Origin of the sequence: Phycicoccus duodecadis, assembly GCF_002846495.1 — a bacterium.
Classification (GTDB): Bacteria; Actinomycetota; Actinomycetes; order Actinomycetales; family Dermatophilaceae; genus Phycicoccus; species Phycicoccus duodecadis.
The window spans coordinates 2,050,779-2,074,669 of the sequence record NZ_PJNE01000001.1 but is presented as its reverse complement, the minus strand read 5'-3'; the positions used below and the strand labels follow the sequence as shown (position 1 = coordinate 2,074,669).

At 73.9% G+C, this 23,891-nt stretch carries 25 protein-coding genes and 1 other RNA gene; 22 read left to right on the top strand and 4 right to left on the bottom strand.

Annotation, left to right across the window (positions count from 1 at the left end):
* Positions 1-286 precede the first annotated feature (286 nt).
* Entirely contained in the window at positions 287-1,933 is a 1,647-nt protein-coding gene (locus tag ATL31_RS09790; RefSeq protein WP_211284001.1) for an amidohydrolase, read from the bottom strand.
* Positions 1,934-2,125: 192 nt separating this feature from the next.
* Here ATL31_RS09790 and ATL31_RS09785 point away from each other — a divergent pair, with 192 nt between their 5' ends.
* The 7 genes from ATL31_RS09785 to ATL31_RS09755 are packed head-to-tail and all read left to right on the top strand — an operon-like array spanning position 2,126 to position 6,694.
* Entirely contained in the window at positions 2,126-3,355 is a 1,230-nt protein-coding gene (locus ATL31_RS09785) for a TadA family conjugal transfer-associated ATPase (RefSeq protein WP_101395604.1), read from the top strand.
* Positions 3,352-4,221: a type II secretion system F family protein gene (locus ATL31_RS09780; RefSeq protein WP_101395603.1), complete on the top strand. Its 870-nt coding sequence runs from the start codon at positions 3,352-3,354 to the stop codon at positions 4,219-4,221. Before ATL31_RS09785 ends, ATL31_RS09780 begins: the two co-directional genes overlap by 4 nt.
* Positions 4,218-5,147 carry a type II secretion system F family protein gene (locus tag ATL31_RS09775; protein ID WP_101395602.1) on the top strand — a complete coding sequence of 310 codons (930 nt, stop codon included), beginning with the start codon at positions 4,218-4,220 and terminating at the stop codon, positions 5,145-5,147. Before ATL31_RS09780 ends, ATL31_RS09775 begins: the two co-directional genes overlap by 4 nt.
* 20 nt (positions 5,148-5,167) lie before the next feature.
* Positions 5,168-5,374, top strand: coding sequence for a hypothetical protein (locus ATL31_RS09770; protein WP_101395601.1), 207 nt, complete (start codon positions 5,168-5,170; stop codon positions 5,372-5,374).
* A 5-nt stretch (positions 5,375-5,379) separates the two neighbouring features.
* Positions 5,380-5,766, top strand: a complete 387-nt coding sequence (locus ATL31_RS09765) for a TadE family protein (protein WP_245862215.1) — start codon at positions 5,380-5,382, stop codon at positions 5,764-5,766.
* Positions 5,763-6,218 carry a pilus assembly protein TadE gene (locus tag ATL31_RS09760; RefSeq protein WP_101395600.1) on the top strand — a complete coding sequence of 152 codons (456 nt, stop codon included), beginning with the start codon at positions 5,763-5,765 and terminating at the stop codon, positions 6,216-6,218. Before ATL31_RS09765 ends, ATL31_RS09760 begins: the two co-directional genes overlap by 4 nt.
* Positions 6,215-6,694: a pilus assembly protein TadG-related protein gene (locus tag ATL31_RS09755; RefSeq protein ID WP_101395599.1), complete on the top strand. Its 480-nt coding sequence runs from the start codon at positions 6,215-6,217 to the stop codon at positions 6,692-6,694. The genes ATL31_RS09760 and ATL31_RS09755 overlap by 4 nt, the downstream gene beginning before the upstream one ends.
* Before the next feature lie 27 nt (positions 6,695-6,721).
* On the opposite strand, the gene ATL31_RS09750 is transcribed toward ATL31_RS09755, so the two are convergent.
* A complete protein-coding gene (locus tag ATL31_RS09750; RefSeq protein WP_101395598.1) occupies positions 6,722-7,546 on the bottom strand; it encodes a hypothetical protein in 825 nt (274 codons plus the stop codon).
* 229 nt (positions 7,547-7,775) lie between these two features.
* On the opposite strand from ATL31_RS09750, the gene ATL31_RS09745 reads away from it, so the two are divergent.
* The 8 genes from ATL31_RS09745 (at position 7,776) to ATL31_RS09710 (ending at position 15,698) form a co-directional block, all read left to right on the top strand.
* Positions 7,776-8,180, top strand: a complete 405-nt coding sequence (locus ATL31_RS09745) for a hypothetical protein (RefSeq protein WP_101395597.1) — start codon at positions 7,776-7,778, stop codon at positions 8,178-8,180.
* A 67-nt stretch (positions 8,181-8,247) separates the two neighbouring features.
* Positions 8,248-9,360, top strand: coding sequence for a peptide chain release factor 2 (gene prfB / locus ATL31_RS09740; RefSeq protein ID WP_101395596.1), 1,113 nt, complete (start codon positions 8,248-8,250; stop codon positions 9,358-9,360).
* A gap of 2 nt (positions 9,361-9,362) precedes the next feature.
* On the top strand, positions 9,363-9,860 hold the full coding sequence (locus ATL31_RS09735) for a TY-Chap domain-containing protein (protein ID WP_101395595.1): 498 nt from the start codon (positions 9,363-9,365) through the stop codon (positions 9,858-9,860).
* A 121-nt stretch (positions 9,861-9,981) separates the two neighbouring features.
* The gene (gene ftsE / locus ATL31_RS09730) at positions 9,982-10,689 is read left to right on the top strand and encodes a cell division ATP-binding protein FtsE (RefSeq protein ID WP_101395594.1); all 708 of its coding nucleotides are present in this window, start codon (positions 9,982-9,984) and stop codon (positions 10,687-10,689) included.
* Position 10,690: 1 nt separating this feature from the next.
* Positions 10,691-11,596, top strand: coding sequence for a permease-like cell division protein FtsX (gene ftsX, locus ATL31_RS09725; protein WP_101395593.1), 906 nt, complete (start codon positions 10,691-10,693; stop codon positions 11,594-11,596).
* A gap of 125 nt (positions 11,597-11,721) precedes the next feature.
* Positions 11,722-13,125: a M23 family metallopeptidase gene (locus ATL31_RS09720; protein ID WP_101395592.1), complete on the top strand. Its 1,404-nt coding sequence runs from the start codon at positions 11,722-11,724 to the stop codon at positions 13,123-13,125.
* A 76-nt stretch (positions 13,126-13,201) separates the two neighbouring features.
* A complete protein-coding gene (gene smpB / locus ATL31_RS09715; protein WP_101395591.1) occupies positions 13,202-13,681 on the top strand; it encodes an SsrA-binding protein SmpB in 480 nt (159 codons plus the stop codon).
* Between the two features lies 1 nt (position 13,682).
* Positions 13,683-15,698, top strand: coding sequence for a DUF2207 domain-containing protein (locus ATL31_RS09710; protein WP_245862212.1), 2,016 nt, complete (start codon positions 13,683-13,685; stop codon positions 15,696-15,698).
* Between the two features lie 85 nt (positions 15,699-15,783).
* Here ATL31_RS09710 and ATL31_RS09705 read toward each other — a convergent pair whose 3' ends face one another.
* Positions 15,784-15,957 carry a CsbD family protein gene (locus ATL31_RS09705; protein ID WP_101395590.1) on the bottom strand — a complete coding sequence of 58 codons (174 nt, stop codon included), beginning with the start codon at positions 15,955-15,957 and terminating at the stop codon, positions 15,784-15,786.
* 234 nt (positions 15,958-16,191) lie between these two features.
* Between ATL31_RS09705 and ATL31_RS16320 the strand changes: the two genes are divergently transcribed.
* The 3 genes from ATL31_RS16320 (at position 16,192) to ATL31_RS09690 (ending at position 18,419) form a co-directional block, all read left to right on the top strand.
* Positions 16,192-16,944, top strand: a complete 753-nt coding sequence (locus ATL31_RS16320; RefSeq protein ID WP_143598366.1) for a hypothetical protein — start codon at positions 16,192-16,194, stop codon at positions 16,942-16,944.
* Positions 16,945-17,081: 137 nt separating this feature from the next.
* Positions 17,082-17,449, top strand: a transfer-messenger RNA (tmRNA) gene (ssrA, locus tag ATL31_RS09695).
* A 79-nt stretch (positions 17,450-17,528) separates the two neighbouring features.
* Positions 17,529-18,419: a phosphatase PAP2 family protein gene (locus ATL31_RS09690; protein ID WP_101395588.1), complete on the top strand. Its 891-nt coding sequence runs from the start codon at positions 17,529-17,531 to the stop codon at positions 18,417-18,419.
* A 9-nt stretch (positions 18,420-18,428) separates the two neighbouring features.
* Here ATL31_RS09690 and ATL31_RS09685 read toward each other — a convergent pair whose 3' ends face one another.
* On the bottom strand, positions 18,429-19,052 hold the full coding sequence (locus ATL31_RS09685; RefSeq protein WP_101395587.1) for an SIMPL domain-containing protein: 624 nt from the start codon (positions 19,050-19,052) through the stop codon (positions 18,429-18,431).
* Between the two features lie 81 nt (positions 19,053-19,133).
* Between ATL31_RS09685 and ATL31_RS09680 the strand changes: the two genes are divergently transcribed.
* The 4 genes from ATL31_RS09680 (at position 19,134) to ATL31_RS09665 (ending at position 23,879) form a co-directional block, all read left to right on the top strand.
* Positions 19,134-20,597, top strand: coding sequence for an NAD-dependent malic enzyme (locus tag ATL31_RS09680; RefSeq protein ID WP_101395586.1), 1,464 nt, complete (start codon positions 19,134-19,136; stop codon positions 20,595-20,597).
* Entirely contained in the window at positions 20,594-20,983 is a 390-nt protein-coding gene (locus tag ATL31_RS16640; RefSeq protein ID WP_211284000.1) for a VanZ family protein, read from the top strand. The genes ATL31_RS09680 and ATL31_RS16640 overlap by 4 nt, the downstream gene beginning before the upstream one ends.
* 221 nt (positions 20,984-21,204) lie before the next feature.
* Positions 21,205-23,322: a DEAD/DEAH box helicase gene (locus tag ATL31_RS09670; RefSeq protein WP_101395585.1), complete on the top strand. Its 2,118-nt coding sequence runs from the start codon at positions 21,205-21,207 to the stop codon at positions 23,320-23,322.
* Positions 23,319-23,879: a YqgE/AlgH family protein gene (locus tag ATL31_RS09665; protein WP_101395584.1), complete on the top strand. Its 561-nt coding sequence runs from the start codon at positions 23,319-23,321 to the stop codon at positions 23,877-23,879. The genes ATL31_RS09670 and ATL31_RS09665 overlap by 4 nt, the downstream gene beginning before the upstream one ends.
* The last annotated feature ends 12 nt before the right edge of the window (positions 23,880-23,891 follow it).

Here is a 23,891-nt window from a genome sequence, read left to right as displayed (position 1 = left end):
CCCGCCGCGGTGGCTCGGGTGCCGGATGTCTGTCGGTGGCCGGTCCTAGCGTTCGAGGACGCCGGCGGGTGGGGTCAGCCGGGCCTCCTGAACGTCCGGGAGTCTCCTGCGGGGTGCAGGACGACCCACGCGACGATGTCGTGCTGGGCTTGCGAGCGGAGCAGGGGAGGCGCTGCCGGTCCTGCTTCCTTCATGACATCGACGGCGGCATCGCTCCGCTCACTGCTTGACGCCTCGGGCCGTGACGAGGGGTGTCGGCGCCTGTAGGGCCAGCAGAGGGCAGGGGTCAGGCAGCCCAGCGGCGGACCCCGCCCACCCACGTCGCCCTCACCCGCACGGCCCCGATCCGGTCGGGGTCCACGGTCATCAGGTCCCCGTCCAGCACGGTGAAGTCCGCGAGGAAGCCCGGTGCGAGACGGCCCTTCACCCCGTCCTCCCCGGACGACGCGGCCGACCCGACGGTGTAGAGCTCGAGCGCCTCCCGGACCGACAGCCGCTGGCTCGGGCCGACGTCGCGCCCGGTGGCGCTGCGCCGGGTCACGCAGCTCTGCAGCCCCAGCAGCGGCTCCCACGGCCCGCACGGGTAGTCCGAGGATCCTGCGACGGTGATGCCGGCGTCCCGCAGGGAGCGGTGGGCGAACATGCGCTCCAGCCGGTCGGCGCCGTACCACTGCAGCAGCTTGTCGCCGTGGAAGTAGGCGTAGCTGCCGAACGGCACGGCGATGAGGTCGAGCCGCTTCATCCGTTCCACGATCGACGGCGTGACGATCGAGCAGTGCTCGATCCGGTGGCGCAGCATCAGAACCCCGGTGGCCGCCACCCGCTCCAGGGCGTCCAGGACCATCTCGATGGCGCGCTCGCCGTTGGCGTGCACCGCCAGCCGGGTCCCCGCCGCCGTGGCGCGGCCCACCAGGTCCTGGAGCTGCTCCGCGGTCACGGTGAGGAGGCCGGTGTCGTCGGTGCCCTCGAACGGCTCGGCCACCGCGCACGACCGGCCGGCCACGGCACCGTCGACGAAGGCCTTGATGCCGCCGATCCGCAGCCACTCGTCGCCGAAGCCGTCCCGGAGCCCCACCTCGGTCAGCGCCGGCAGGTGCGGGAAGGTCAGCAGGGCGTTCACCCGCAGGGGGAGTCCCCGGTCCCGAGCCCCCTGCAGGAGCTGCAGCTCGCGCGGGCCGACCATGGCGTCACACACGGACGTGATGCCCGCGGCGAGCATCTTCTCGGCACTGGCGAGGATCGCCGGGACGAGCTCGTCGACCGGCGTCGGCGGCACGATCGGCTCCCCGGCGGCCAGCGATGGGTAGACGAAGTCGAAGAGCGGTTGCTCGGAGACGAACCCGTCGAGCCGGCCGTCGGCATCCCGGCCGAGCTCCCCGCCAGGGGGCGCCACCGAGCTGTCGTCCAGCCCTGCCGCGGCCAGTGCCAAGGAGTTCGCGACCCCCCAGTGCGCACCGATGTGCACGACGATCGCCGGGTGGTCGGGCACGGCCGCGTCGAGCTCGGCCCGGGTCAGCCGCTGCCCGGCGCTGCTGCGGACGTGGTCGTAGCGGCTCGCGACCATCCACCCGTCGGCAGGGAGCGAGGCGGCGTGCCGGGTGATGGCGGCGGCCAGCGCGTCGGGGCTGTCCAGCTGGGGGGCCGAGAGGTCCAGCCCGGAGGTCTGTGCGGCCATCATCGTCAGGTGCTGGTGCGCGTCGTTGAACCCCGGGACGACCGTGGCGTCCCCGTAGTCGTCGCGCGGCGCGTCGGGCGCCAGCCGCGACATCTGCTCGGCCGAGCCGGTCGCGAGCACGCGGTCGCCGAAGAGCACCATGGCCTCGGCGTCGGGGCCGGCCTGGGTGACGATCCGAGCCGCGGTCACCAGCACCAGGTGTGCGACCTCGGGTACGTGCGGCCCCCCGCTCTCGAGCATGGTCGCAGTGTGGTCCATCAGCCCACCATAGGGATGGACGCCGTCGGGACGACGCCGTCGCCTCCCGTCTCGCCAGCCCCACCGTTCACTGTCGCCACGAGTTGTCCACAGGTGGGCGTTCTGCGGGTGCGGTGACGCCCGGAATGTTGTTTCCTGTGCTTCAGGCGCGTTCGTCCACGCGTCCGGGGCAGAGGGGAGGACGACGTAGCGATGGATGCCGTCCGCACGCTCGAGGGAGAGGTCCGTGAGCTCATCCGGCGGTCCGGGTTGGACCCGGTCCGGGACGAGCCGGCGGTGCGACGGCTCGTGCGGGATGCCGTGTCCGACTACGACTCGCGGTCGGTGCACGGCGGGATGGCGCTGCTACCTGACCTCGACGAGGCGTCGAAGTCGCTGTGGGACAGCATCATCGGCTACGGCCCGCTGCAGCAGTACTTCGACGACCCGCACGTCGAGGAGATCTGGGTCAACCAGCCGTCGCGGGTGTTCGTGGCGCGCGACGGGGTCGCCGAGCTGACGACGACGCTGCTGACGCACGAGCAGGTGCGCGACCTGGTCGAGCGGATGCTGAAGTCCTCCGGCCGGCGGGTCGACCTCAGCTCGCCGTTCGTCGACGCCGTGCTCCCCGACGGCAGCCGCCTCCATGTGGTCATCCCCGACATCACCCGCGAGGACTGGTACGTCAACATCCGCAAGTTCGTCGTCAAGGCCGACTCGATGGACGACCTCGTGCGGCTCGGCACCCTGACCCCGCAGGCCGCGCGCTTCCTCGAGGCCGCGGTCGTGGCGGGCTTGAACATCCTGGTCGCCGGCGGGACGCAAGCAGGGAAGACGACCCTCTTGAACTGCTTGGCCGCCTCGGTGCCGGCGCGCGAGCGGGTGGTGACCTGCGAGGAGGTCTTCGAGCTGCGCATCCCGCACCGCGACGTCGCCGCGATGCAGTGCCGCCAGCCCTCGTTGGAGGGCACCGGCGAGATCCCGCTGCGCCGCCTGGTGAAGGAGGCGCTGCGGATGCGCCCCTCGCGGATCATCGTCGGCGAGGTGCGCCAGGCCGAGAGCCTCGACCTGCTCATCGCTCTGAACTCGGGGTTGCCCGGCATGTGCACCATCCACGCCAACAGCGCCCGCGAGGCCGTGACCAAGATGTGCACGCTCCCGCTGCTGGCGGGCGAGAACGTGTCGGCCCGCTTCGTGGTCCCGACCGTGGCGGCGTCGGTCGACCTCGTGGTGCACGCCGCCCTCGAGCGCGACGGCCGGCGCACGGTGCGTGAGATCGCGGCCGTCCCCGGCCGGGCCGAGCAGGACGTCGTCGAGATCGCCGAGCTCTTCGTCCGGCGCGGGCGCGAGCTGGTGCGGGCCGACGGCTTCCCGCCGCACGCCGACCGGTTCGAGCGCGCCGGGTTCGACCTCGCGGCCCTGCTGGCGCGGGATCCGTCATGACCGGTGTCGTGCTCGGGCTCGGGCTCGGCGTGGGGCTGTTCCTCATCTGGTGGAGCTGCTGGGTCCCCGAGCCGGGGGAGCGCCGCCGCCCGCGGATGCCCGGCCCGTTCGCCCGTCTGGCCGACGACGTGGTGCAGGCGGGCTTCGCCGGGCTGACCCTGCGGATGCTGTTGGTCGCGTGCGTGGTGGCCTTCGTCCTGGTGCTGGCCATCGTGCGGTTCACCGTGGGCGTGCTGCCGATCGCGCTGTGCTTCGCCCTGATGGCCGCGGCCGCCCCCGTGGCGCTGGTCCGGCGGCGTGCCCGCCGGCGGCGTTCGGCGCTGCGCGACCTCTGGCCCGACGCCGTCGACAACATCACCTCGGCCGTGCGCGCCGGGATGGCCCTGCCGGAGGCGCTGGCCCAGCTCGGCGAGCGCGGCCCCGAGGAGCTGCGCGAGCCGTTCCGGCGCTTCGGCGACGACTACCGGCTGACCGGCCGCTTCTCCGACTGCCTCGACCGTCTCAAGGAGCGGCTCAGCGACCCGGTCGGCGACCGGCTGGTCGAGTCGCTGCGCATCGCCCGAGAGGTCGGGGGGAGTGACCTCGGGCGGCTCCTGCGCACCCTGTCGGTCTTCCTGCGCGAAGACGCCCGCACCCGGGCCGAGCTCGAGACCCGGCAGTCCTGGACGGTCAACGCGGCCCGGCTCGCGACCGCCGCACCGTGGTTCGTGCTCGCGATGCTGTCGACCAACCCCGAGTCGGTGGCCGCCTACTCGCGCCCCCTCGGGGCGGCCGTGCTCCTGGTGGGCGGCGCGGTCACGGCCGGGGCCTACTGGCTGATGGTGCGCCTCGGCCGCCTGCCCGAGGACCAGCGGGTGCTGCGATGAGCGACCTCGGCCGCGACGGCGCGCTGCTCGGTCTGGTGGCCGGCGTGGGCCTGCTCCTGATGTGGGCCGGGCTGCCGCGCAACCGCCGCCCCGGCCTGGCCGCCCGCGTCCTGCCCTACCTGCGAGACACCCCGCGCCCGTCGGCACTGCTCGGCGACGGCCCCGCGCGGGGCCTCCTCTCGGTCGTCGCCGTCCCCGTGCTCGGCGACCTGGCCCGCGGGGTCGAGCGGGTGCTCGGCGGCGCCGCGTCCGTCCGCAGCCGGCAGCTGCGGGCCGGGCTGCGCCCCGACGTCGACCGCTTCCGCGCCGAGCAGGTGCTGTGGGGGGTGGCCGGTGCCGTGGCGGGCGCCGCCTTCGGCACCCTCTCGGCGCTCACCCGCGACGGCTCGGTCGTCACCGTCCTCCTGCTGACCGGCCTCGGGTTCGGGCTCGGCGTCGCCGCGGCCGACTACCTCCTCAGCAGCCGCGCCACCCGCCGCGAGCGCCGGATGCTGGCCGAGTTCCCCACCATCGCCGAGCTGCTCGCCCTCTCGGTGGGCGCCGGCGAGGGCGCCATCGGGGCCCTCGAGCGGGTCTGCCGGCTCTCGGAGGGCGAGCTCGCCACCGAGCTGCGCAGCTGCCTGGCCGACGCCCGGGCCGGGGCCAACCTGCCCAGTGCCCTCCAGGGGCTGGCCGACCGCACCGGCCTGCCGAGCCTGCGCCGGTTCGTCGACGGGGTCGTCGTGGCGGTCGAGCGCGGCACGCCGCTGGCCGACGTGCTCCGGGCCCAGGCGCAGGACGTCCGGGAGGAGGGGCGGCGTTCCCTGATGGAGGCCGGCGGGCGCAAGGAGATCGTGATGATGGTTCCGGTGGTCTTCCTGATCCTCCCCGTCACGGTCCTGTTCGCCGTCTTCCCCGGCTTCAGCTTCTTCCGCTTCACCCTGTGACCACCGATGGAAGGACGACCATGACCCGATCCCGCCGCCTGCTGCTGCAGTCCCGCGCCGCTGCGGTCCACCCGACCGACCGTTCGTGCCGGCGCGAGCGCGGTGACGTCCCGGGCTGGGTGCTGATCACCCTGATGACGGCCGCGCTCGTCACCGCGCTGTGGGCCGTGGCCGAGGACCAGCTCGTCGCGATGTTCCGCAGCGCCCTGGCCTCGGTGGGCGGCTGACCGACGTGTCCGGCGTCCCCCGGGACGAGGCGGGCGCGGCAGTCGTCGACTTCTCGATGGTCTCGGTCCTGCTGCTCGCGATCTTCCTCGGTGTGGTGCAGCTCGGCCTGGCGCTGCACGCCCGCAACACCCTCATCGCGTGTGCGGCCGAGGGTGCTCGGTACGGCGCGCGGGCGGACGCCGTCCCGGGGGCGGCCGTGCGGCGCACCGAGGAGCTGGTCAGCGCGTCCCTGTCACCCCGCTACGCGCGTTCGGTGACCTCGCGAGAGTCGATGTTCGACGGCGTACGGGTGGTGGAGGTCCGCGTCGTCGCGCCGGTGCCGGTGCTGGGTCTGCTCGGGCCGGACGGCTCGCTCGACGTCGTGGGGCGGGCCTTCGAGGAGGACCAGTGACACCGCCGACCACGCCGCGGGCGCACCGCCGCGACGAGCGCGGGAGTGCCGTCGTCGAGTTCGTGACCCTGGGCGTCCTGTTGCTGGTCCCGCTCGTCTACCTCGTCATGGCCCTGGCCCGCGTGCAGGCGGGGGCGTTCGCGGTCAGCCAGGCCGCGCGCGAGTCGGGGCGCGCCTTCGTGACGACCGACGCGGGGCAGGACGCCACCGCCCGGGCGCGGGCCGCGGCGGCCGTCGCGTTCGCCGACCACCGCTTCGAGGAGGTCGGCACCCTCGAGCTGGTCTGCGACGGCACCCCGTGCCTACGGCCGGACGGGCGCGTCCGCACGACGGCGACGGTCCGCGTCCCGCTGCCGCTGGTGCCGGCCTTCGTGCGCGACGCCGTGCCCGCCAGCATCCCGGTGTCGGCCAGCCAGGTCTCGACCGTCGACCGTTTCCGGGTCCTGCCGTGAGCGCCGCCGGCCCGCGGCCGACCCGCCGCGCCCCGCGCGACGAGCGCGGCACCATCAGCCTCTACATCCTGGGGCTGGCCGTGATCGCCATGGTGCTCATCGCCGGCACCGTGGCCGTCACCTCGGCCCACCTCTCGCGGATGCGCATGCTCGACGTCGCCGACGGGGCCGCCCTCGCCGCGGCGAACGCGCTCGACGACGCGGCCTACCAGCAGGGCGTCGGCGACGTGGTGCCGCTCAGCGACGCCTCCGTGCGGCAGCGCGCCGCGCAGTACGTCGAGAGCGTCGAGCGGCCCGACTCCATCCTCGGATGGCGGCTCGCGCCCGGCACCGGCAGCCCCGACGGCCGCACCGCCGTGGTCGCGCTCACCGGCCGGGCCGCGCTGCCCATGATCGGCCCCGCGCTCGCGGACCTCGGCGTCAGCATCCGCATCACGGTCGTCTCCAGCGCCCGCTCCGACGTCGTCACGCCCTGAGGCGGCGACGGGTCAGGAGGCGACGGATCAGGGGGCGACGAGCCGGATGGTGAAGCGGTCGAAGCCCACCCACGACCGGCACGAGGTGTTCCGAGGGGCACCGCTGGCGTCGACCGTGCAGGTCGCGGCCAGGCTCACCTGCACCGGGTCGCCGGCCTTCGCCACGAAGCGCCCGCGGCGCCCGAAGCCGTTCGCCGAGCTCGTGCTGCCCCCGGCCCCGACGGTGAGGTCGACCGTGGTCTCCTGGCCGTAGTCGCTGAACAGGCCGGGGTCGACGGTGCTGGTGGCATGGATGCTCTCGCCGTCGCCGCCGCCCGAGGGTGCGACCACCGCCACGGAGTACGTGACGTGCCAGTCGTACTCATAGGTGCCGGCGACCGGCACCCGCAGCGTGGTGGGCGTCGCCGACTGGGCGCTCGCGTAGGCCTCACCCGACGCGGCCGGCTTCACCGAGACGATCGCGTCGGCGAACCAGCCGGTCACCCCGCCACGCGTCGCCCGACCCACCGACGTTCGGGCCGCCCCGATGCCGCCGTCGCCCGAGGTGCTGCCGGCGTCGCGCAGCTGGGCCAGCACGTCGATGACGACCTTCGAGGAGCCCGGGGGAGCGGTCGGCACCGGGGTCGCGCGCGGGTCGGTGGAGCTGGACGAACTCGGCGCCGTGGTCGCCGAAGGGGGGCGGGAGCCGGTGGGCGAGGGGGAGCCGCCCCCGGACGGGGACGTCGACGAGGACCCGGCGCCCGACGCCGAGGGCGCCCCCGACGACGGTCCGCTGGGGGAGCCGGTGCAGGCGGTGAGCGCGGCCAGGCACGCCACGGCGGTGGCAGCACCCATGGCGAGCGCACGCGACATCGACAACCTCCCTGCAGCGGTCGTGGCGAGCCTAGCCACGGGCCGACCCGCTGTCCGACGCTTGACCAAGCCCGCGGCGCCCCCGACGACGCCGTCGGCGGGCTCACGACCCGATGCCGCGTCGACGCAGGGGCGTGGGCCCCGTGCAAGCCTCGCGGCGCTCCACCCGACGCTGCTGGCCCGGAGCGCCGCGCTGTCGTGGACCGTCTCGGACGCTGGGGGTTCGGGGATGGCTTCCTACGACGTCCGCGCCCACTTCGCCCCCCAGGGCAAGCCCTTCGGGGCGTGGGCGACGGTGACGACCGCCCGCGGCTCGGCGCTCTCGCGGACCATCGCCCCCAGCGTGGGCGGCACCACCTGCTACGCCGTGCGCGGCCGCGGCCTCGCCGGCGACATCGGGTCCTGGAGCACGATCACCTGCGTCTCCACGGTCGTCGACGACCGCCGCCTCACCGTGTCCGGCGGTACCCGCCTGACCGGGTCGCGGCTGTGGGCCGGTACCCAGACCCGCATCGCCGGCACCGGTGCCTCGCTGCGCCTCGGCAACGTGTCGACGCGGTCGGTGTCGACGCTCACCCTGCGACCGACCTCGTCGTCCCCGGTCCTGGTCGACGGCGTCATCGTCCCGCGCTGAGCAGCGTCCCCGCCCGCGCCGCAGCGGCGGCCGGGGGACCGGACGCTCTCCCGTAGGGTTGACCCTCGTGGCCACCGACTTCACCCAGGAGCTCAAGGACCTCCGCGCGACGATGTCGTCCGTGCGCGAGGTCACCGACCTCAGCAGCCTCGAGGCGACCATCGCCGACTTCGAGCGGCAGGCCTCCGACCCCCACCTCTGGGACGACCAGGAGAAGGCGCAGGTCGTCACCTCCGGGCTATCCCGCGCCAAGGCCGAGCACGACCGCATCACCGGGATGGACGCGCGCATCGACGACCTCGAGGCGCTGGTCGAGATGGGCCAGGAGGAGAACGACGCCGAGACCCTGGCCGAGGCCGAGAAGGAGCTCGTCGGGGTCCGCAAGGCCGTCGGCGAGCTCGAGGTGCGCACCCTGCTGTCGGGCGAGTACGACGAGCGCGCCGCCGTCGTCACCATCCGCGCCGGCGCCGGGGGCGTCGACGCCGCCGACTTCGCCGAGATGCTGATGCGGATGTACCTGCGCTGGGCCGAGCGCCACCACTACCCGGTGAAGGTCCTCGACACCTCCTACGCCGAGGAGGCCGGCCTGAAGTCGGCCACCTTCGAGGTCGACGTGCCCTACGCCTACGGCAACCTCAGCGTCGAGGCCGGCACCCACCGCCTCGTGCGGATCAGCCCGTTCGACAACCAGGGACGCCGCCAGACCAGCTTCGCCGCGGTCGAGGTCGTGCCGCTCATCGAGCAGACCGACACCATCGAGATCCCCGAGAACGACCTCAAGATCGACGTCTTCCGCTCCAGCGGCCCCGGCGGCCAGTCGGTCAACACCACCGACTCCGCCGTCCGGATGACCCACCTGCCCACCGGCACCGTGGTGTCGATGCAGAACGAGAAGAGCCAGATCCAGAACCGCGCCGCCGCCCTGCGCGTCATGCAGTCGCGGCTGCTGCTGCTCAAGAAGGCCGAGGAGGCCGCCGAGCGCAAGGAGCTCGCGGGCGACGTCAAGGCCAGCTGGGGCGAGCAGATGCGCTCGTACGTGCTACACCCGTACCAGATGGTCAAGGACCTGCGCACCGAGCACGAGGTCGGCAACACCTCCGGCGTCTTCGACGGCGACATCGACGGCTTCATCGAGACCGGCATCCGCTGGCGGATCGCGCAGGAGAAGGCCGAGGCCTGAGCGTGGGCCCGGCCTCACCCGGCGACCCGGCCCCCACGACCTGGGCGGCCTGGGAGCAGCACCTCGTCGGCGCCGTCCTGAGCCTGCCCGACGGCGGGTCGGTGGAGGTGGCCGCACCGCCCGGGCACGCGCGCCTGGCCCGGGCGAGCCTCGGCCGCCGGTTCCGCTGGCTGGTCGGCGCCCGCCGCCGCCCCGGCTCGCCCTCGGCCCGCCTGGTGCGCGTCGAGGACCACCTGCGCGGGCACTGGGCCGGCGCCGAGCGGCTCGGCGGCCCGTTCCCGTGGTCGCGCGAGGAGGTGGAGGCCATCCAGGCCCTCGGCTGGCACTCGCCCACCGCCACCGACGGCGAGGACTTCCTGCGGTTCTGGCCCGACGACGTCGCCCAGGGGCCCTTCCTGCCCCCGGAGGACGCGCGGCGGGCCGCGGCCGCGCTGGCCGGCACCTTCCGCGCGGTGCTGGGTGTCGAGGAGCCCGAGCTGCCCACCGTCCGCCGCGGGTGACGGGCGCCGGAACGCGCCGACGGGGGCGGGCTCACGGCGTTCACCGGGTCCCCGACCTATCCTCGACACTGCCGTGCTCCGCCGCGGTCCCTGCACCCGAGCCTGAGGCCACCCCACCCGCATGATCCGCTTCGAGAACGTCACGAAGGTCTACCCGAGGTCGACGCGCGCCGCCGTCGACGACGTCAGCGTCGGCATCGAGCGCGGGGAGTTCGTCTTCGTCGTCGGCCCCTCCGGCTCGGGCAAGTCCACGATGCTGCGCCTCGCCCTGCGCGAGGAGGCCGCCACCAGCGGGCTCGTCCTGGTCTCGGGCCACGACCTCGGCAGGATGCCGATGCGCCAGGTGCCCCGGCTCCGGCGCGAGATGGGCGCGGTGTTCCAGGACTTCCGGCTGCTGCCCAACAAGACCGTGCACGAGAACGTCGCCTACGCCCTGCAGGTCATCGGCAAGCCGCGGCACGCCATCCGCCAGCTGGTGCCCGAGACCCTCGAGATGGTGGGCCTGGCCGGCAAGGAGAAGCGCTTCCCGCACCAGCTCTCCGGCGGTGAGCAGCAGCGCGTGGCCATCGCCCGCGCCGTGGTGAACCGCCCGCAGATCCTGCTGTGCGACGAGCCCACGGGCAACCTCGACCAGGCCATCAGCCTCGACATCGTGCGGCTGCTGGAGCGGATCAACCGCACCGGCACCACGATCGTCATGGCGACCCACGACCACGACATCGTCAACGACCTCAAGCGTCGCGTCATCCAGCTCGAGGACGGGCGGGTGGTCCGCGACGAGCAGGGCGGCTCCTACCACCGCAGCGCCGACGAGACCGAGGAGGACTGACATGCAGGCACGCTTCCTGGCCTCGGAGGTCGGCTCCGGCCTCCGTCGCAACGTCTCGATGGCCGTCTCGGTCGTGCTGGTCACGATGGTGTCGATGTTCCTGCTCGGCCTGGGGCTGCTGGCCCAGCGTCAGGCCGACACCATGAAGGGCTACTGGTACGACCGCATCCAGGTCTCCATCTACCTCTGCACGGCCGACTCCTTGCAGCCCAACTGCGAGGGCAAGGCCGTCACCGACGCGCAGAAGGCGGCCCTCCAGGCGCAGCTCGAGGCGCTGCCCGAGGTGAAGGAGGTCTTCTACGAGTCCGAGCAGCAGGCCTTCGAACGCTTCAAGCAGCAGTTCCGCAACAGCCCCATCGCCGGCAACGTGCAGGTCGGCGACATCCCGCAGAGCCTGCGGGTGCAGCTGAAGGACCCCACCAAGTTCGAGGTCGTCACCACCCAGTTCGAGAACGCGCCCGGTGTGGCGACCGTGCAGGACCAGGAGAAGGTCCTGTCGAAGTTCTTCACGATCATCAACTGGATCACCATCTTCGCGGTGCTGCTCGCGGCGCTGATGGCGGCCTGTGCCGCGCTGCTGATGGCCACGACGATCCGGCAGGCGGCCTTCATCCGGCGTCGTGAGATCGGCATCATGCGCCTGGTCGGGGCCTCGAACTGGACCATCCGGATGCCGTTCGTGTCCGAGATGGTCATCGTCTCGGCCGCGGGCGTCGTGCTCGCCGTGGGGCTGCTGGTCGGCCTCACGCAGTACGTCTTCACCGAGGGCGCCAGCCGGATCGCACTGTCGCAGGCGTTCATCGGCGTCTCCGACGTGTGGCTGCTCGCCCCGTGGATGCTCGGCGGCGTGCTGCTCATCGCCGTCGCCACCAGCCTGGTCACGTTGCGCCGCTACCTGCGGGTCTGACCGGTTCGGCTGCGGCTGCGCCGCGAGATCTGAGAACCTGCTGATGCAGGGGTGACCGCCGGGTTTCCGGGTCTTTCGCGCGTGGGGTGGGCAAACTCCTGTGATTCGTGTTACCAATGGTGACCATGGGACGTCGTGACCGCACTCTTCGGCGCGCCCCTCGACGGGTCGTCGGGGCCGGCGCGGCGCTGCTGTGCTCCGCCGGGATGGTCCTCGGGTCGGCCCTGCCGGCCCCGGCCACGCCCGACCCCGGAGCCCAGAAGAAGCTCGTCGACCAGCGCATCGACTCCCTGAAGAACCACCTCGACGACACCAGCGCCGCGCTGGCCACGGCCTACAAGAACCTCAAGGCCACCCAGGACAAGCTGCCCGCGGCGCGCAGCGTCCTCGCGAAGGCCCAGGCCACGGCGCAGGCCGCCGACCAGGCCAAGGCGGCGGCCGCCCAGCAGCTGCAGGTGGCCCAGGCCAACGAGGCCAAGGCGCGCAGCGACCTCGAGAAGGCCACCGACGAGGTCGCCGCGGGCCGCAAGCGCATCGCGCAGTTCGCCGCGCAGATCTACCAGGAGCAGGGCTTCGGCCAGCTCGACGTCGCCCTCTCGAGCACCGAGCCGCAGCAGTTCGCCGACCGGCTCGCCATGGTCGACACCGTGCTCGACGTGCAGAGCAGCACGATGGACCGGCTCACCACCGAGCGGGCCAACCTGACGGCCCTCGAGGACCACCTCACCGCCCTGCGGGTCGACTCCGACCGCAAGAAGAAGGCCGCCGAGGCCGCGCTGGCGCGGGCGACCCAGGCCCAGGCCGCGGCCGCCAAGGCCCAGGCCGACCTCCAGGCCCTGGCCGGCAGCCAGCAGCGCGCGGCCACCGCCTACGAGGACCAGGTCGCGGCCGACAAGGCCCAGCTCTCGTCGATGCGGGTCGAACAGGCCAGGCTGAAGAAGGTCCTCGCCGAGCGCGCCGCCCGCGCGCGGGCCCGGGCCGCCGCGGCGGCCAAGGCCAGGGCGGCCGCCGAAGCCAGGCGCCGGGCCGCCGAGGCCGCGAAGGGTCACCACAGCTCGGGGGGCTCCAGCGGGGGCAGCACGGGCGGCTCCTCCGACGGCAGCACGGGCGGAAGCAGCGGCGGCAGCTCGACGTCGACGGGCTACCTCAGCCGGCCGGTGCGCACCGGCTGGGTCAGCTCCGAGTTCGGGATGCGCTTGCACCCGATCTACCACGTCTGGCGCCTGCACAGCGGCATGGACTTCGCCGTCGACTGCGGGACGCCGGTCTACGCGGCCGCGCCCGGCACGATCATCCAGGCGGGCTACACCTACAGCTACGGCAACCGGATCGTGATCGACCACGGCCTCGTCGACGGCGTCGGCCTGGCCTCCACGTACAACCACCTGAGCCGCATCATCGCCGGGGGCTCGGTCGGCCGCGGGGAGCTCATCGGCTACAGCGGTACGACCGGCGACTCCACCGGCTGTCACCTCCACTTCGAGGTGCTGGAGAACGGCGACTTCGTCAACCCGCGCAAGTGGCTCTGAGGGCCTGAGGGTCCTGGCCCCCGCGGGCGGCGTCCGGAGTGGGTACCGACGGCCGGGACGGGTAGCCTGCACTGTCGTGGCCAAGGAGACCGGGAAGAAGCTCGTCGCGAGCAACCGCAAGGCCCGTCACGACTACCTCATCGAGGACACGTACGAGGCGGGCCTGGTCCTGATGGGCACCGAGGTCAAGGCGCTGCGGATGGGGCGGGCGAGCCTCGTCGACGGCTGGGCCGGCTTCGACCGCGACGACGAGCTGTGGCTCGAGGGCGTGCACATCCCCGAGTACCTGAACGGCACCTGGACCAACCACACGCCGCGGCGCCGGCGCAAGATGCTGCTGCACCGCCGCGAGCTCCACAAGCTGCTGGCGGCCACCCGCGAGACCGGCCACACCCTGGTGCCGCTGTCGCTCTACTTCAAGGACGGCCGGGCGAAGGTCGAGATCGCCGTGGCCAAGGGCAAGAAGAACTACGACAAGCGGCACGCCCTGCGCGAGCGCCAGGACAACCGCGAGGCCGACCGGGCCATCGCCGCCCGTCGCCGCGGCGAGCAGTGACGTGCCGCTCGTGCGCGGGGGGCTGCGCCGTGGCGCCGGGGCCGTCACCGGCCTGCTCCTGACCCTGGGGATGCTCGCGGCCGCGCCTTCAGCCGCCGCCGCGCCCGCCGCCGCCGGCGTCACCAGGACGGCGACCGCGAGCGATGCCGTGGGCTCCTGGGGCGGCTTGCCGGCCCGGGCCGTGCCCGCGGCGCTGCTCCCGGCGCAGGAGCAGGCCGACTCGCTGCACACGAGCATCGAGGCCCAGCAGGACGGCTCGGTCGTGGTCACCGAGGAGATCACCTGGCGCTTCCCTGACGGCGAGGACCGACACGGCATCTACCGCAACGTGCGGGTGCGGGCCGGGTACCAGAACAGCGACACCGAGTACCGGTACTACGAGCTCTCGGGCATCGAGGTGACCTCGCCCAGCGGGGCCCCCACCGACATCGTGGTCGAGGACTTCGGCGCCTTCCGCCGCCTCCGCATCGGCAGCCCGTCCGAGACGGTGTCGGGGACCGCCCGCTACGTGGTGCGCTACCGGCTCGCACACCTGGTCAACGACATCGGCGACGGCACCGCCGAGGTGTACTACGACGTCGTGGACACGTCCAACGACTTCCCGCAGCTCGACGTCCGCGCGAGCGTCACCGGCCCGGCCGCCGTCACGAAGGCGGCGTGCTTCCACGGTTCCTTCGGGGCCACCGATCCGTGCGAGGCGAGCGCGGGTGAGCAGGCGAGCTACGTCGTGCCCGACCTGGCCGCGGGCGAGGGCGCGTCGGTCGTCGCCTCGTTCCCGCGCGACGCCTTCGGCGACCTCGCGCCGGACCTGCGCCAGGGCAGCCCCGACGCGAGCAGCCAGAGCTCCGTGACGCCGGCGGTGTCGCGGGCCCTGTCGGGCCTGGCCGTCGGCACCGGCGTGCTGCTGCCGCTGCTGGCCGCGGCCCTGATGGGGCTGCTGGTCTGGACCCGCGGCCGCGACGAGCAGTACGCAGGCCTCACCCCGGGTCTGTCGCCCGGGCTCGGGCAGCAGGCGCCGGTGGTCACCGGCGGCCCCCAGCCGACGGTGGCCGTCCAGTTCACCCCGCCGCCCGGGGTGCAGCCGGGGATGGTCGGCACCGTCATCGACGAGGAGGCCAACGTCGTCGACGTCAGTGCCACCATCGTCGACCTCGCCGTACGAGGTCACCTGACCCTGGGCCGCGAGGACCGCGGAGTCCTGCGCTCCGACGACTGGGTGCTCACCCGCACCTCGCCCCCGGCCACCGCGTCCCCCCTGGTGGGCTACGAGCAGCAGCTGCTCGACGGGCTGTTCTCGGGGCAGGGCAGCGTGCGGCTGTCATCGTTGAAGAACCACTTCAAGCCCACCCTCGAGGCGGTGCAGCGCTCGATGTACGACGAGGTCGTCGCGCGTGGCTGGTTCCGGCGCAGCCCCGAGCGGCAGCGGTCGGGGTGGGTGGGTCTCGGCACGCTGGTCGCCGGGCTCGGTGTGGTCGGCTTCTTCTTCCTCGGCGGCGCCGCGTCGTCGCTGTTCGCGGACTCCGGCTTCCCGGTCAACCCGGCCTGGGTGCTCTTCGGCGGCCTGCTCGTCAGCGGCCTGGTGATCCGCACGCTGGGTGGCCGGATGGCGGCGCGCACGGCGGAGGGCTCGGCGGTCCTGGCCCAGGCGCGGGGCTTCGAGCGCTACCTCCGCACCGCCGAGGCGAACCAGATCCGCTGGGAGGAGGCGCAGGACGTCTTCAGCCGCTACCTCCCCTACGCCGTCGTCTTCGGGGTTGCCGACCGGTGGGCCTCGGTCTTCGAGGAGGTGGCGACGGCGGCCGCCGCGGCCGGCCACGTGATGCCGAGCCCGTGGTGGTACGCGGGGTCGTGGGGCGACGGCGGCTTCTCGGACGTCGCCTCGAGCATGGACTCGTTCTCGACGATGGCCGCGGGCACCTTCGTCTCGACGCCCGGCTCGTCCGGCGGCTCGGGCTTCAGTGGCGGCGGCGGCTTCTCGGGCGGCGGCGGCGGTGGCTCGTCCGGCGGTAGCTGGTAGGCGACGTCGGCGCCCGCACGTGCCGAACGGGCCGCCCCGAGGGGCGACCCGTTCGTGGTTCCCCGGCCACGCCGGGAGGGGGTGGTCAGTGCTTGAAGGCGTCCTTGACGTTCTCGCCGGCCTGCTTCAGGTCGGACGTGGCCTGGTCGGTCTTCCCCTCGGCCTCCAGACGCTCGTTGTCGGTCGCCTTGCCGGTCGCCTCCTTGCCCTTGCCGACGACGTCGTCCTTCATGTTCTCGACCTTGTCTCCGAGACCCATCGTGCTCTCCGTCCGCTCATGAGGCGCATCCGCGGGATGCGATGACCGTTCCACCGTATCCGCGGGTCGGACGCCTCGGGGGGATCGCGTCGCAGCGGTGTCGACGGGGCCGGCACCGGCTCCGGAAGGGCCGGTCTACGCCGCGCCCGGCCGCCGGCGCGGGGCCCGGGGACCCCGGACGTTGGCCCTTCGGACGATGTGGAGGACCGACGCCCCGCGGCTACTGTGGATGTCATGGCTCGGCCCGGGACTCGCCGGACCGTCTCGGCGCGCACGAACGCGCTGCAGACGGGCGCTGTCGCCTGCGCCGCCCTGGCCACCGTGGCGGGCGCCCTCGTGCTCCAGCCCACCAGCCTGAGCATCCTCAACGAGTTCCTGACCCACCCCGAGGCCATCGCCCAGGGCATCCAGAAGGCGCCCATCGGCCCGCTGGCGGTCCCGCTGGTACCCCCGACGCCCCGGACCCCCCACGAGCCGACGGCGCTCCCGCCCGCCACGACCCCGGTCCCGGTGCGCCCCACCCCGACCACGAGTGACACACCCACCGTCGAGGAGGTCGGGACCGGGGTCGACGTCCGTCCCGTCTCGTCGGGGATCCCGTCGCGTGGGGGCGCCGTGCCGCCCGGGCGTACGGCCCAGCCGCCCCGACCGACGGCCCACCCGACGCGTCCGGTGAAGCCCACGACGCCCGCCGTCACGCCCACGAAGCCGCCCAGGAAGCCGACCCCCACCCCGCCGCGCCCGCCCAAGACCAAGCCCACCCCGCCGCCACCGGTCGACTCCACGCCCGGCATCACGCAGGACGAGCACCGCGGCAAGGGCTACGCCTACGGCAACGGTGTGGGGAAGGGCAAGGCCAACGGGTTCGGCAACGGCTACGTCACCGGCACGCTGCCCGCCGGCCAGCAGAAGAAGAAGTCCGCCCCCACCCAGGTCGTGCCGGCCCTCGCCCCCACGCCGGCCAGCCACGGCAAGGACAAGGACTAGATCCACGGTGGTCCCCGGCGCCGCGCGCCGAGGAATCGGTTCGGCCACGCCCGCGTTGAAGGGCATACTGGCATCACCGGTGGCCGTGAGGTCCCGGTGTCGCGGACAACTCAACAGCGTGGGAGTGACCCCCTCACGGGGGTGATCGGTTTCGACATTGGCCGGTGGGCCATGGGGAAGCGGGTCGAGGACGCACGGTTATCTCGTAAACGACCCGTGCAAACCAATAGGTGCCAATTCCAAGCGCACCGACTTCGCCCTCGCCGCCTGAGCGAGCTCCGAAGTCCGTTGGCCTGAGTTCGATCCTGACTCAGTAACCAGCGTCATCTAGGGATCTTGCTGCGTCGTCTCGTCGGGGGGCGGCGCGGGACTCTCACCCGGCTGGGCCTGTCAGCGGACGTGTGCGCGCGAGCGCTGGGGCCGAGAAAATCCGTAGCGCACTGCACCCGGAGAAGCCCTGGTGTTCCGTCAGTGGACGCGGGTTCGATTCCCGCCACCTCCACCATCGGTGCACTCCCGCGCGTCCGCCCTCGAGGCCCGCCTCCGCGCACCGCGGGGGCGGGCCTCGGTGGTTCACTGCGGGGGTGACCCCTGCTCCCGCGCCCGACCCGCGCCCACCCGCCTCGCCCGAGACCACCATCGGGGGGCGCGACCTCACCCAGTGGCGCACCCGCGCCGGCCGTCGGCTGCTGGCCGTGCTGGCGGCGGCGCTCGATCGGCTGGGCCCCCTGGAGCGCTGGGGGAGGAGCAACCTGGCGCTCGTGGTCACGGTCGTGGTGGGCGGCGTGGTCGTGCTGGGCGTCGACCTGCTCGCGGCCCAGGTCTACGACGCGGTCACCGAGAACGAGGACCTGGCGGTGTTCGACCGGCCGGTCCTCGACGCCGCGGTGGCCCTGCGCAGCCCGGCCCGCGATGCCGCGGTCACCGCGTTCACCGACCTGGGCGGGACCGCCGGGATGCCGGTGCTCGTGCTCGTCGTCACCGTGCTGCTGGTGCTGCTGCGGCGCTCGTGGAGCCCCGTGGGGGTGATGGCCGTAGCCGCCGCCGGCTCGCTGGCGATGACGGTGCTCGGCAAGGACCTGGTGGGGCGGGCCCGGCCCCCCGTGACGCTCGCGGTGCCGCCGCTCGAGACCTCGCCGTCCTTCCCCTCGGGCCACACGCTGAACGCCACGGTGCTGGTCGGGGCGGCGGCCTACCTCCTGTTGGTGGCGTCGACCCGGGCCTGGCAGCGGACCCTCGTGGTGGTCGTCGCGGTGGCGTTCATCCTGGCGATGGGGCTCTCGCGGGTCTACCTCGGGCACCACTGGCTCACCGACGTCGTGGCCGGCTGGCTGCTCGGGCTGGGGTGGCTCGCCATCGTGGTCACCGGCGACCGGGTGCGGCTGACCCTGCGCCACGGGCGCTCCGCGGCCGCTCCGGCGACGGGCGCCGGCGTGGCCGCCGCCCCGGAAGGGCGCGCCGGGTCGGGCCGGTAGCGGTCGCGGTCAGGCGGGGCCGAGCGCGAACCGCACGAGCACGCTGGCGACCACGGCCGACTCGCCCGCCTCGACCGGCATCGCGGCGCCCCGGGTCGTCGCGGCGAGCGTGGCGCGGGGGCCGGGCGAGCCGCCGTCCGGGGCCTCGACGACCGCGAGCACCGGCCCGAGGTCGCGCCCCGCGAGACCGGCGTACTGGGTGGCGCGAGCCCGGGCGTCCGCGAAGGCCGCCGCACGGGCCCGCTCGAGCAGGGGCGCCAGGTCGGCCACCTCGAGCGAGATGCCGTCGACCCCCAGCGCGTCGCCCGCGGCACCCGCCACCGCGGCCAGGACGTCGCTCGTGCGGTCGCGGTCGCGGACCCGCAGGCGCACCACCTGCCACGCCTGGTAGCCGGTGACGGTGCGGCCCTCGGCATCCCACCGGGGGACGACGCCCATCGACGTCGTGCGGCGGTCGGCCTCGGCGACCCCGTGGTCGGCGGCCGCGGCGAGGGCGGCGGTCAGCCGGGTGGCGAGCCCGGACAGGGCGCCGGCGACGTCCCGGGCCTCCACCTGCACCCGCGCGTCGACGGCAACGACGTCCGGCGTGGCGCTCGCGGAACCGCTGCCGATCACTTCCACGTGGTCGACCATGGGGTCACTGTAGGGCCGCCACCGGCGCCTGACGACGGACGCCGATTCGGGCTACCTCCCGGTACACGGTTGACTGGACCCATGCCTGCCGCGCCCTCCATCGCCAACAGCGTCACCGTCCGCCTCGAGCTGCCGGCGCGCCCCACAGCCGTCAGCGAGATGACCAGCCTGATCGAGAAGGCCGGCGGGGTCGTCACCGGCCTCGACGTCACGGGCTCCGGACAGACCCGCCTGCGGGTCGACGTGACCATGCTGACCCGCGACCCCGACCACGCCGAGGAGATCGTCGAGACGGTCCGCACCCTCGACGGCGTCGAGATCGGCAAGGTCTCGGACCGCACCTTCCTGCTGCACCTGGGCGGCAAGCTGACGGTCGAGTCGAAGGTGCCGATCCGCACCCGTGACGACCTCTCGCTCATCTACACGCCGGGGGTGGCGCGGGTCTGCCTGGCGATCGCCCGCAACCCCGAGGACGCGCGCCGCCTCACCATCAAGCGCAACACCGTGGCCGTGGTCACCGACGGCACCGCGGTCCTCGGCCTCGGCGACATCGGCCCGCTCGCGGCCCTGCCGGTGATGGAGGGCAAGGCCGCGCTCTTCAAGCGTTTCGCCGACATCGACGCCTTCCCGATCTGCCTCGACACCACCGATACCGAGGAGATCATCCGCACCGTCAAGGCCATCGCGCCGGGCTTCGCGGGCATCAACCTCGAGGACATCTCCGCCCCCCGCTGCTTCGAGATCGAAGCCCGGCTGCGCGAGGAGCTCGACATCCCCGTCTTCCACGACGACCAGCACGGCACCGCGATCGTGGCGCTCGCGGCGCTGCGCAACGCGCTGCGGGTCGTCGGCAAGCGGCTCGAGGACGTGCGCCTGGTGATGAGCGGCGCGGGGGCGGCGGGCACGGCCATCCTCAAGCTGTTCCTCGAGGCGGGGGCGCAGCACGTGGTGGTCGCCGACGTCGACGGGGTGGTGCACCGCGGCCGCGCCGACGTGCTGTCGGGCGACCACCCGAACCACGCCTGGATCGCCGAGCACACCAACCGCGACGGCGTCACGGGGACCCTGTCCGACGCCCTGCGGGGCGCCGACGTGTTCCTCGGCGTCTCGGCGCCGAACATCCTCACGGAGGCCGACATCGCGTCGATGGCGCCGGACTCGGTGGTGTTCGCGATGGCCAACCCGACGCCCGAGATCGACCCCGAGCTCGCGGCCCGGCACGCGGCCGTGGTGGCCACGGGCCGCTCCGACTTCGCCAACCAGATCAACAACGTGCTGGTCTTCCCGGGTGTCTTCCGCGGGCTCATCGACGCCGCCAGCAAGCACGTGACGATGGAGGTCCTGCTGGCCGCGGCCGACGCCCTGGCCGACGTCGTCAGCGACGAGGAGCGCAACGCCACCTACATCATCCCCAGCGTGTTCCACCCCGACGTCAGCACCGTCGTGGCCGAGGCGGTGCGCAAGGCCGTGCTCGCCGCCGGCACCGCGCCCGCGCCGGAGCTGCCCGACCCCAGCGCGCGCCCGGCCGTCGACCCGGTCGGATGACGGCGCCGACTCCCGTCGCGCGCGGGCGGCGGCGCATCCTGCTCGGGGCGTTGGTGCTCGCCGTGCTGGTCCAGTTCGTGGTGCTCTACGCCCCGCGGGCGCCGGGCGTGGAGCCGTTCCCGAACGCCGACAAGGTGGTCCACCTGCTGCTGTTCCTGGTGCCGACCCTGCTGGGGCTCGCGGCCGGGCTCGCCCCCCGAGCGGTCGTCGGGCTGCTGGCGGCCCATGCCGTGGTCAGCGAGGTGGTCCAGGGCGCGCTGCTGCCGCACCGCTCGAGCGACCCGCTCGACGTGCTGGCCGACCTCACCGGAGTCGCGCTGGCCGTCCTGCTGTGGTGGCTGGTGCGGCGGCGCCGGGCGTCTGGAGCTGCGCTCGGGCGCTGGTAGACTGGTCGTTCCGCCGAGGTGGTGGGCGCCTGGCCGCGCTCACGCCGGCCGCAGATCGCGGCCCGTCCTTCCCACCCGGCCCGCTGGTGACACCGCTCCGGTCGAACCCGCCCCCAGGACCATTGACGGTCCGGAGACTCGTTGTGATCGCTGTTTCGCCACCGGCTGACGACGTGTCTGTCCGAAGTGCGAACCACGACGAGATACAGGTGAATTTCCCCATGCCCAAGAAGGCATCCGGGCCGAAGGCCCGTTGGACCGCTGCCCAGAAGGCGGAGCGCAAGGGCCCCAAGAAGCCCCACCGCGGGCAGGCCGCCTCCCGCACCGAGGCCCCCGCGGGCGACCGCCCGAAGCGCCCCCGCGCCGAGCGCTCGCCCCGCTGGGACCGTGAGGACCCCCGCCGCGGCAGCACTCCGCCGCGCGAGGACCGCCGGCGCGACGAGCGCGCCGCCCGCGGCGACGATCGCCCGGCCTTCCGCCGCGACGACCGCCCGGCGCGCAGCGAGCGCCCGTCGTACCAGCGCGACGACCGCCCGGCGCGCAGTGAGCGCCCGTCGTACCAGCGCGACGACCGTCCGGCGCGCAGCGAGCGTCCGTCGTACCAGCGCGACGACCGCCCGGCGCGCAGCGAGCGTCCGTCGTACCAGCGCGACGACCGTCCGGCGCGCAGCGAGCGCCCGTCGTACCAGCGCGACGACCGCCCGGCGCGCAGTGAGCGACCGCCGTTCCGCCGCGACGACCGGCCCGCGCACCGCCCGCATGACGAGCGTCCCCGCCGCGAGCGCGGCGACCGCCCCGTGCGCGACTACACCCCCCGCGTCGCCGACCCCGTGCGCCGCGACCGCCACGAGGGTCGCCACGCCGACCGTTTCCGCGACGACCGTTTCCGCGACGACGCCGAGCGCCCCCGCAGCTTCGAGGACGCCGAGGCCGAACGCGCCGAGGCCGACAGCTGGACCACCTACCGGTCCGCCGCCGCCGGTGGCCCGCGCGAGGTGACCGCCGACAACGGCTTCGCCGCCCTGGGCGTCCCCGACCTGCTCGTCGAGCGCCTGGCGCGCGACGGCATCGCCGAGCCCTTCCCCATCCAGGCCGCCACCATCCCCGATGCCCTCGCGGGCCGCGACGTCCTCGGCCGGGGCCAGACCGGCTCCGGCAAGACGCTGGCGTTCGGGCTGCCCACCATCGCCCGCCTCGCGGATGGCGTGCGCCCGCAGCCCAAGCGGCCCCGGGCCCTGGTCCTCGTGCCGACCCGCGAGCTCGCGATGCAGGTGAGCGACGCCCTCGAGCCCTTCGTCCACGTCACGGGCATCACCCACCGGCTCGTCGCCGGAGGCCTGTCCTACGAGCCGCAGATCAAGAGCCTGCAGAAGGGCGTGCACCTCCTCGTCGCCACGCCGGGTCGCCTCGTCGACCTGATGGAGCGCGGCGCCGTCGACCTCGGCGGCATCGAGGTCGTCATCCTCGACGAGGCCGACCACATGGCCGACATGGGCTTCGTGCCCGAGGTCACCGCCATCCTCGCCGCCGTCCCGCAGGGCGGCCAGCGACTCCTGTTCTCGGCCACCCTCGACAAGGGCGTCGACGCGCTCGTCGAGAAGTACCTCGTCGACCCGGTGACGCACTCGACGGACGACGCCCAGGCCTCGATCACGACGATGAGCCACCACGTGCTCCTGGTCGACCCGCACAACAAGAAGCAGCTCACCGCCGAGCTCGCCGGGCGCGACGGCCGCAGCGTCATCTTCGCCCGCACCCAGCTGGGCGTCGAGCGCATCGCCGGTGAGCTGCGCGATCGGGGCGTCCTCGCGGCCGGCCTGCACGGTGGCCTCACCCAGAACGTGCGCAACCGCGTGCTGGGAGCCTTCCGTGACGGCAAGGTGCCCGTCCTGGTCGCCACCGACGTGGCCGCGCGCGGCATCCACGTCGACGACATCGGGATGGTCATCCAGGTCGACCCGCCCACCGACCACAAGGACTACCTGCACCGCGCCGGCCGTACCGCCCGCGCCGGCGAGCAGGGAGCGGTCGTCATGATCGCGCTGCCGCACCAGCGCAAGATCGTCACGCGCATCATCGAGAACGCCGGCGCCGAGGCGCAGACCACACGCGTCCTCCCCGGTGACGCCACGGTGCTCGGGATGGGCGGCAAGGTCCCCGCCGGGGTCCCGGTGCCCGACTCGGTCTGGCGCCCGATCATCGAGGGCAGCCCCACCAAGGGTCGCCGCGGTGGTCCGCCCCGACGCGGGGCGCCCGCCGGCGGGCGCCCCCAGCGCTCGCAGGGTTCCTCCCCGAGGTCCGGGCGGCCGTCCGGGCGCGGGGGCAGAATGGGTGCGTGAGCGCGCCCTTCACCACCGGCAGGCTCCTGGTCGCCACTCCGGCGATCGAGGAGGGTGTCTTCCGGCGTAGCGTCGTCCTCGTCCTGCACCACGGCGACGAGGGCGCGCAGGGGCTCGTGCTCAACCGCCCGATCGAGGCCGACATCGGCGCGGTCCTGCCCGGCTGGGAGGAGCACGCCAGCCGCCCGGCCACGATGTTCCAGGGTGGCCCCGTGCAGCTCGACTCCGCGCTCGGGCTGGTCGCCGTCCCCGGCGACTCGCCCGAGCCGGCGGGTGTGCGGCGGCTCTTCGGGGCCGTCGCGCTCGTCGACCTCGACACCCCGCCGCCCCTGGTGGCTCCCGAGGTGGCCGCGCTGCGCATCTTCGCGGGCTACGCCGGCTGGTCGGCCGGGCAGCTGGAGGACGAGGTCGACACCGGCTCCTGGTACGTCGTCGACCCCGAGAGCGGCGACGTCTTCACCGACAGCCCCGGCGGCCTGTGGCGGCGCGTGCTGCGGCGCCAGCCCGAGCCGCTGCGCTGGGTGGCGTGGTTCCCGTCCGACCCCGAGCTCAACTGAGCGCGCGGCGTA

Coding starts and splice junctions, on each gene's coding strand:
- ATL31_RS09790 (WP_211284001.1), bottom strand. CDS start 1,933: ATGGACCACACTGCGACCATGCTCGAGAGCGGGGGGCCGCACGTACCC.
- ATL31_RS09785 (WP_101395604.1), top strand. CDS start 2,126: ATGGATGCCGTCCGCACGCTCGAGGGAGAGGTCCGTGAGCTCATCCGG.
- ATL31_RS09780 (WP_101395603.1), top strand. CDS start 3,352: ATGACCGGTGTCGTGCTCGGGCTCGGGCTCGGCGTGGGGCTGTTCCTC.
- ATL31_RS09775 (WP_101395602.1), top strand. CDS start 4,218: ATGAGCGACCTCGGCCGCGACGGCGCGCTGCTCGGTCTGGTGGCCGGC.
- ATL31_RS09770 (WP_101395601.1), top strand. CDS start 5,168: ATGACCCGATCCCGCCGCCTGCTGCTGCAGTCCCGCGCCGCTGCGGTC.
- ATL31_RS09750 (WP_101395598.1), bottom strand. CDS start 7,546: ATGTCGCGTGCGCTCGCCATGGGTGCTGCCACCGCCGTGGCGTGCCTG.
- ATL31_RS09745 (WP_101395597.1), top strand. CDS start 7,776: ATGGCTTCCTACGACGTCCGCGCCCACTTCGCCCCCCAGGGCAAGCCC.
- ftsE (WP_101395594.1), top strand. CDS start 9,982: ATGATCCGCTTCGAGAACGTCACGAAGGTCTACCCGAGGTCGACGCGC.
- ftsX (WP_101395593.1), top strand. CDS start 10,691: ATGCAGGCACGCTTCCTGGCCTCGGAGGTCGGCTCCGGCCTCCGTCGC.
- ATL31_RS09720 (WP_101395592.1), top strand. CDS start 11,722: ATGGGACGTCGTGACCGCACTCTTCGGCGCGCCCCTCGACGGGTCGTC.
- ATL31_RS09705 (WP_101395590.1), bottom strand. CDS start 15,957: ATGGGTCTCGGAGACAAGGTCGAGAACATGAAGGACGACGTCGTCGGC.
- ATL31_RS16320 (WP_143598366.1), top strand. CDS start 16,192: ATGGCTCGGCCCGGGACTCGCCGGACCGTCTCGGCGCGCACGAACGCG.
- ATL31_RS09685 (WP_101395587.1), bottom strand. CDS start 19,052: ATGGTCGACCACGTGGAAGTGATCGGCAGCGGTTCCGCGAGCGCCACG.
- ATL31_RS09680 (WP_101395586.1), top strand. CDS start 19,134: ATGCCTGCCGCGCCCTCCATCGCCAACAGCGTCACCGTCCGCCTCGAG.
- ATL31_RS16640 (WP_211284000.1), top strand. CDS start 20,594: ATGACGGCGCCGACTCCCGTCGCGCGCGGGCGGCGGCGCATCCTGCTC.
- ATL31_RS09670 (WP_101395585.1), top strand. CDS start 21,205: ATGCCCAAGAAGGCATCCGGGCCGAAGGCCCGTTGGACCGCTGCCCAG.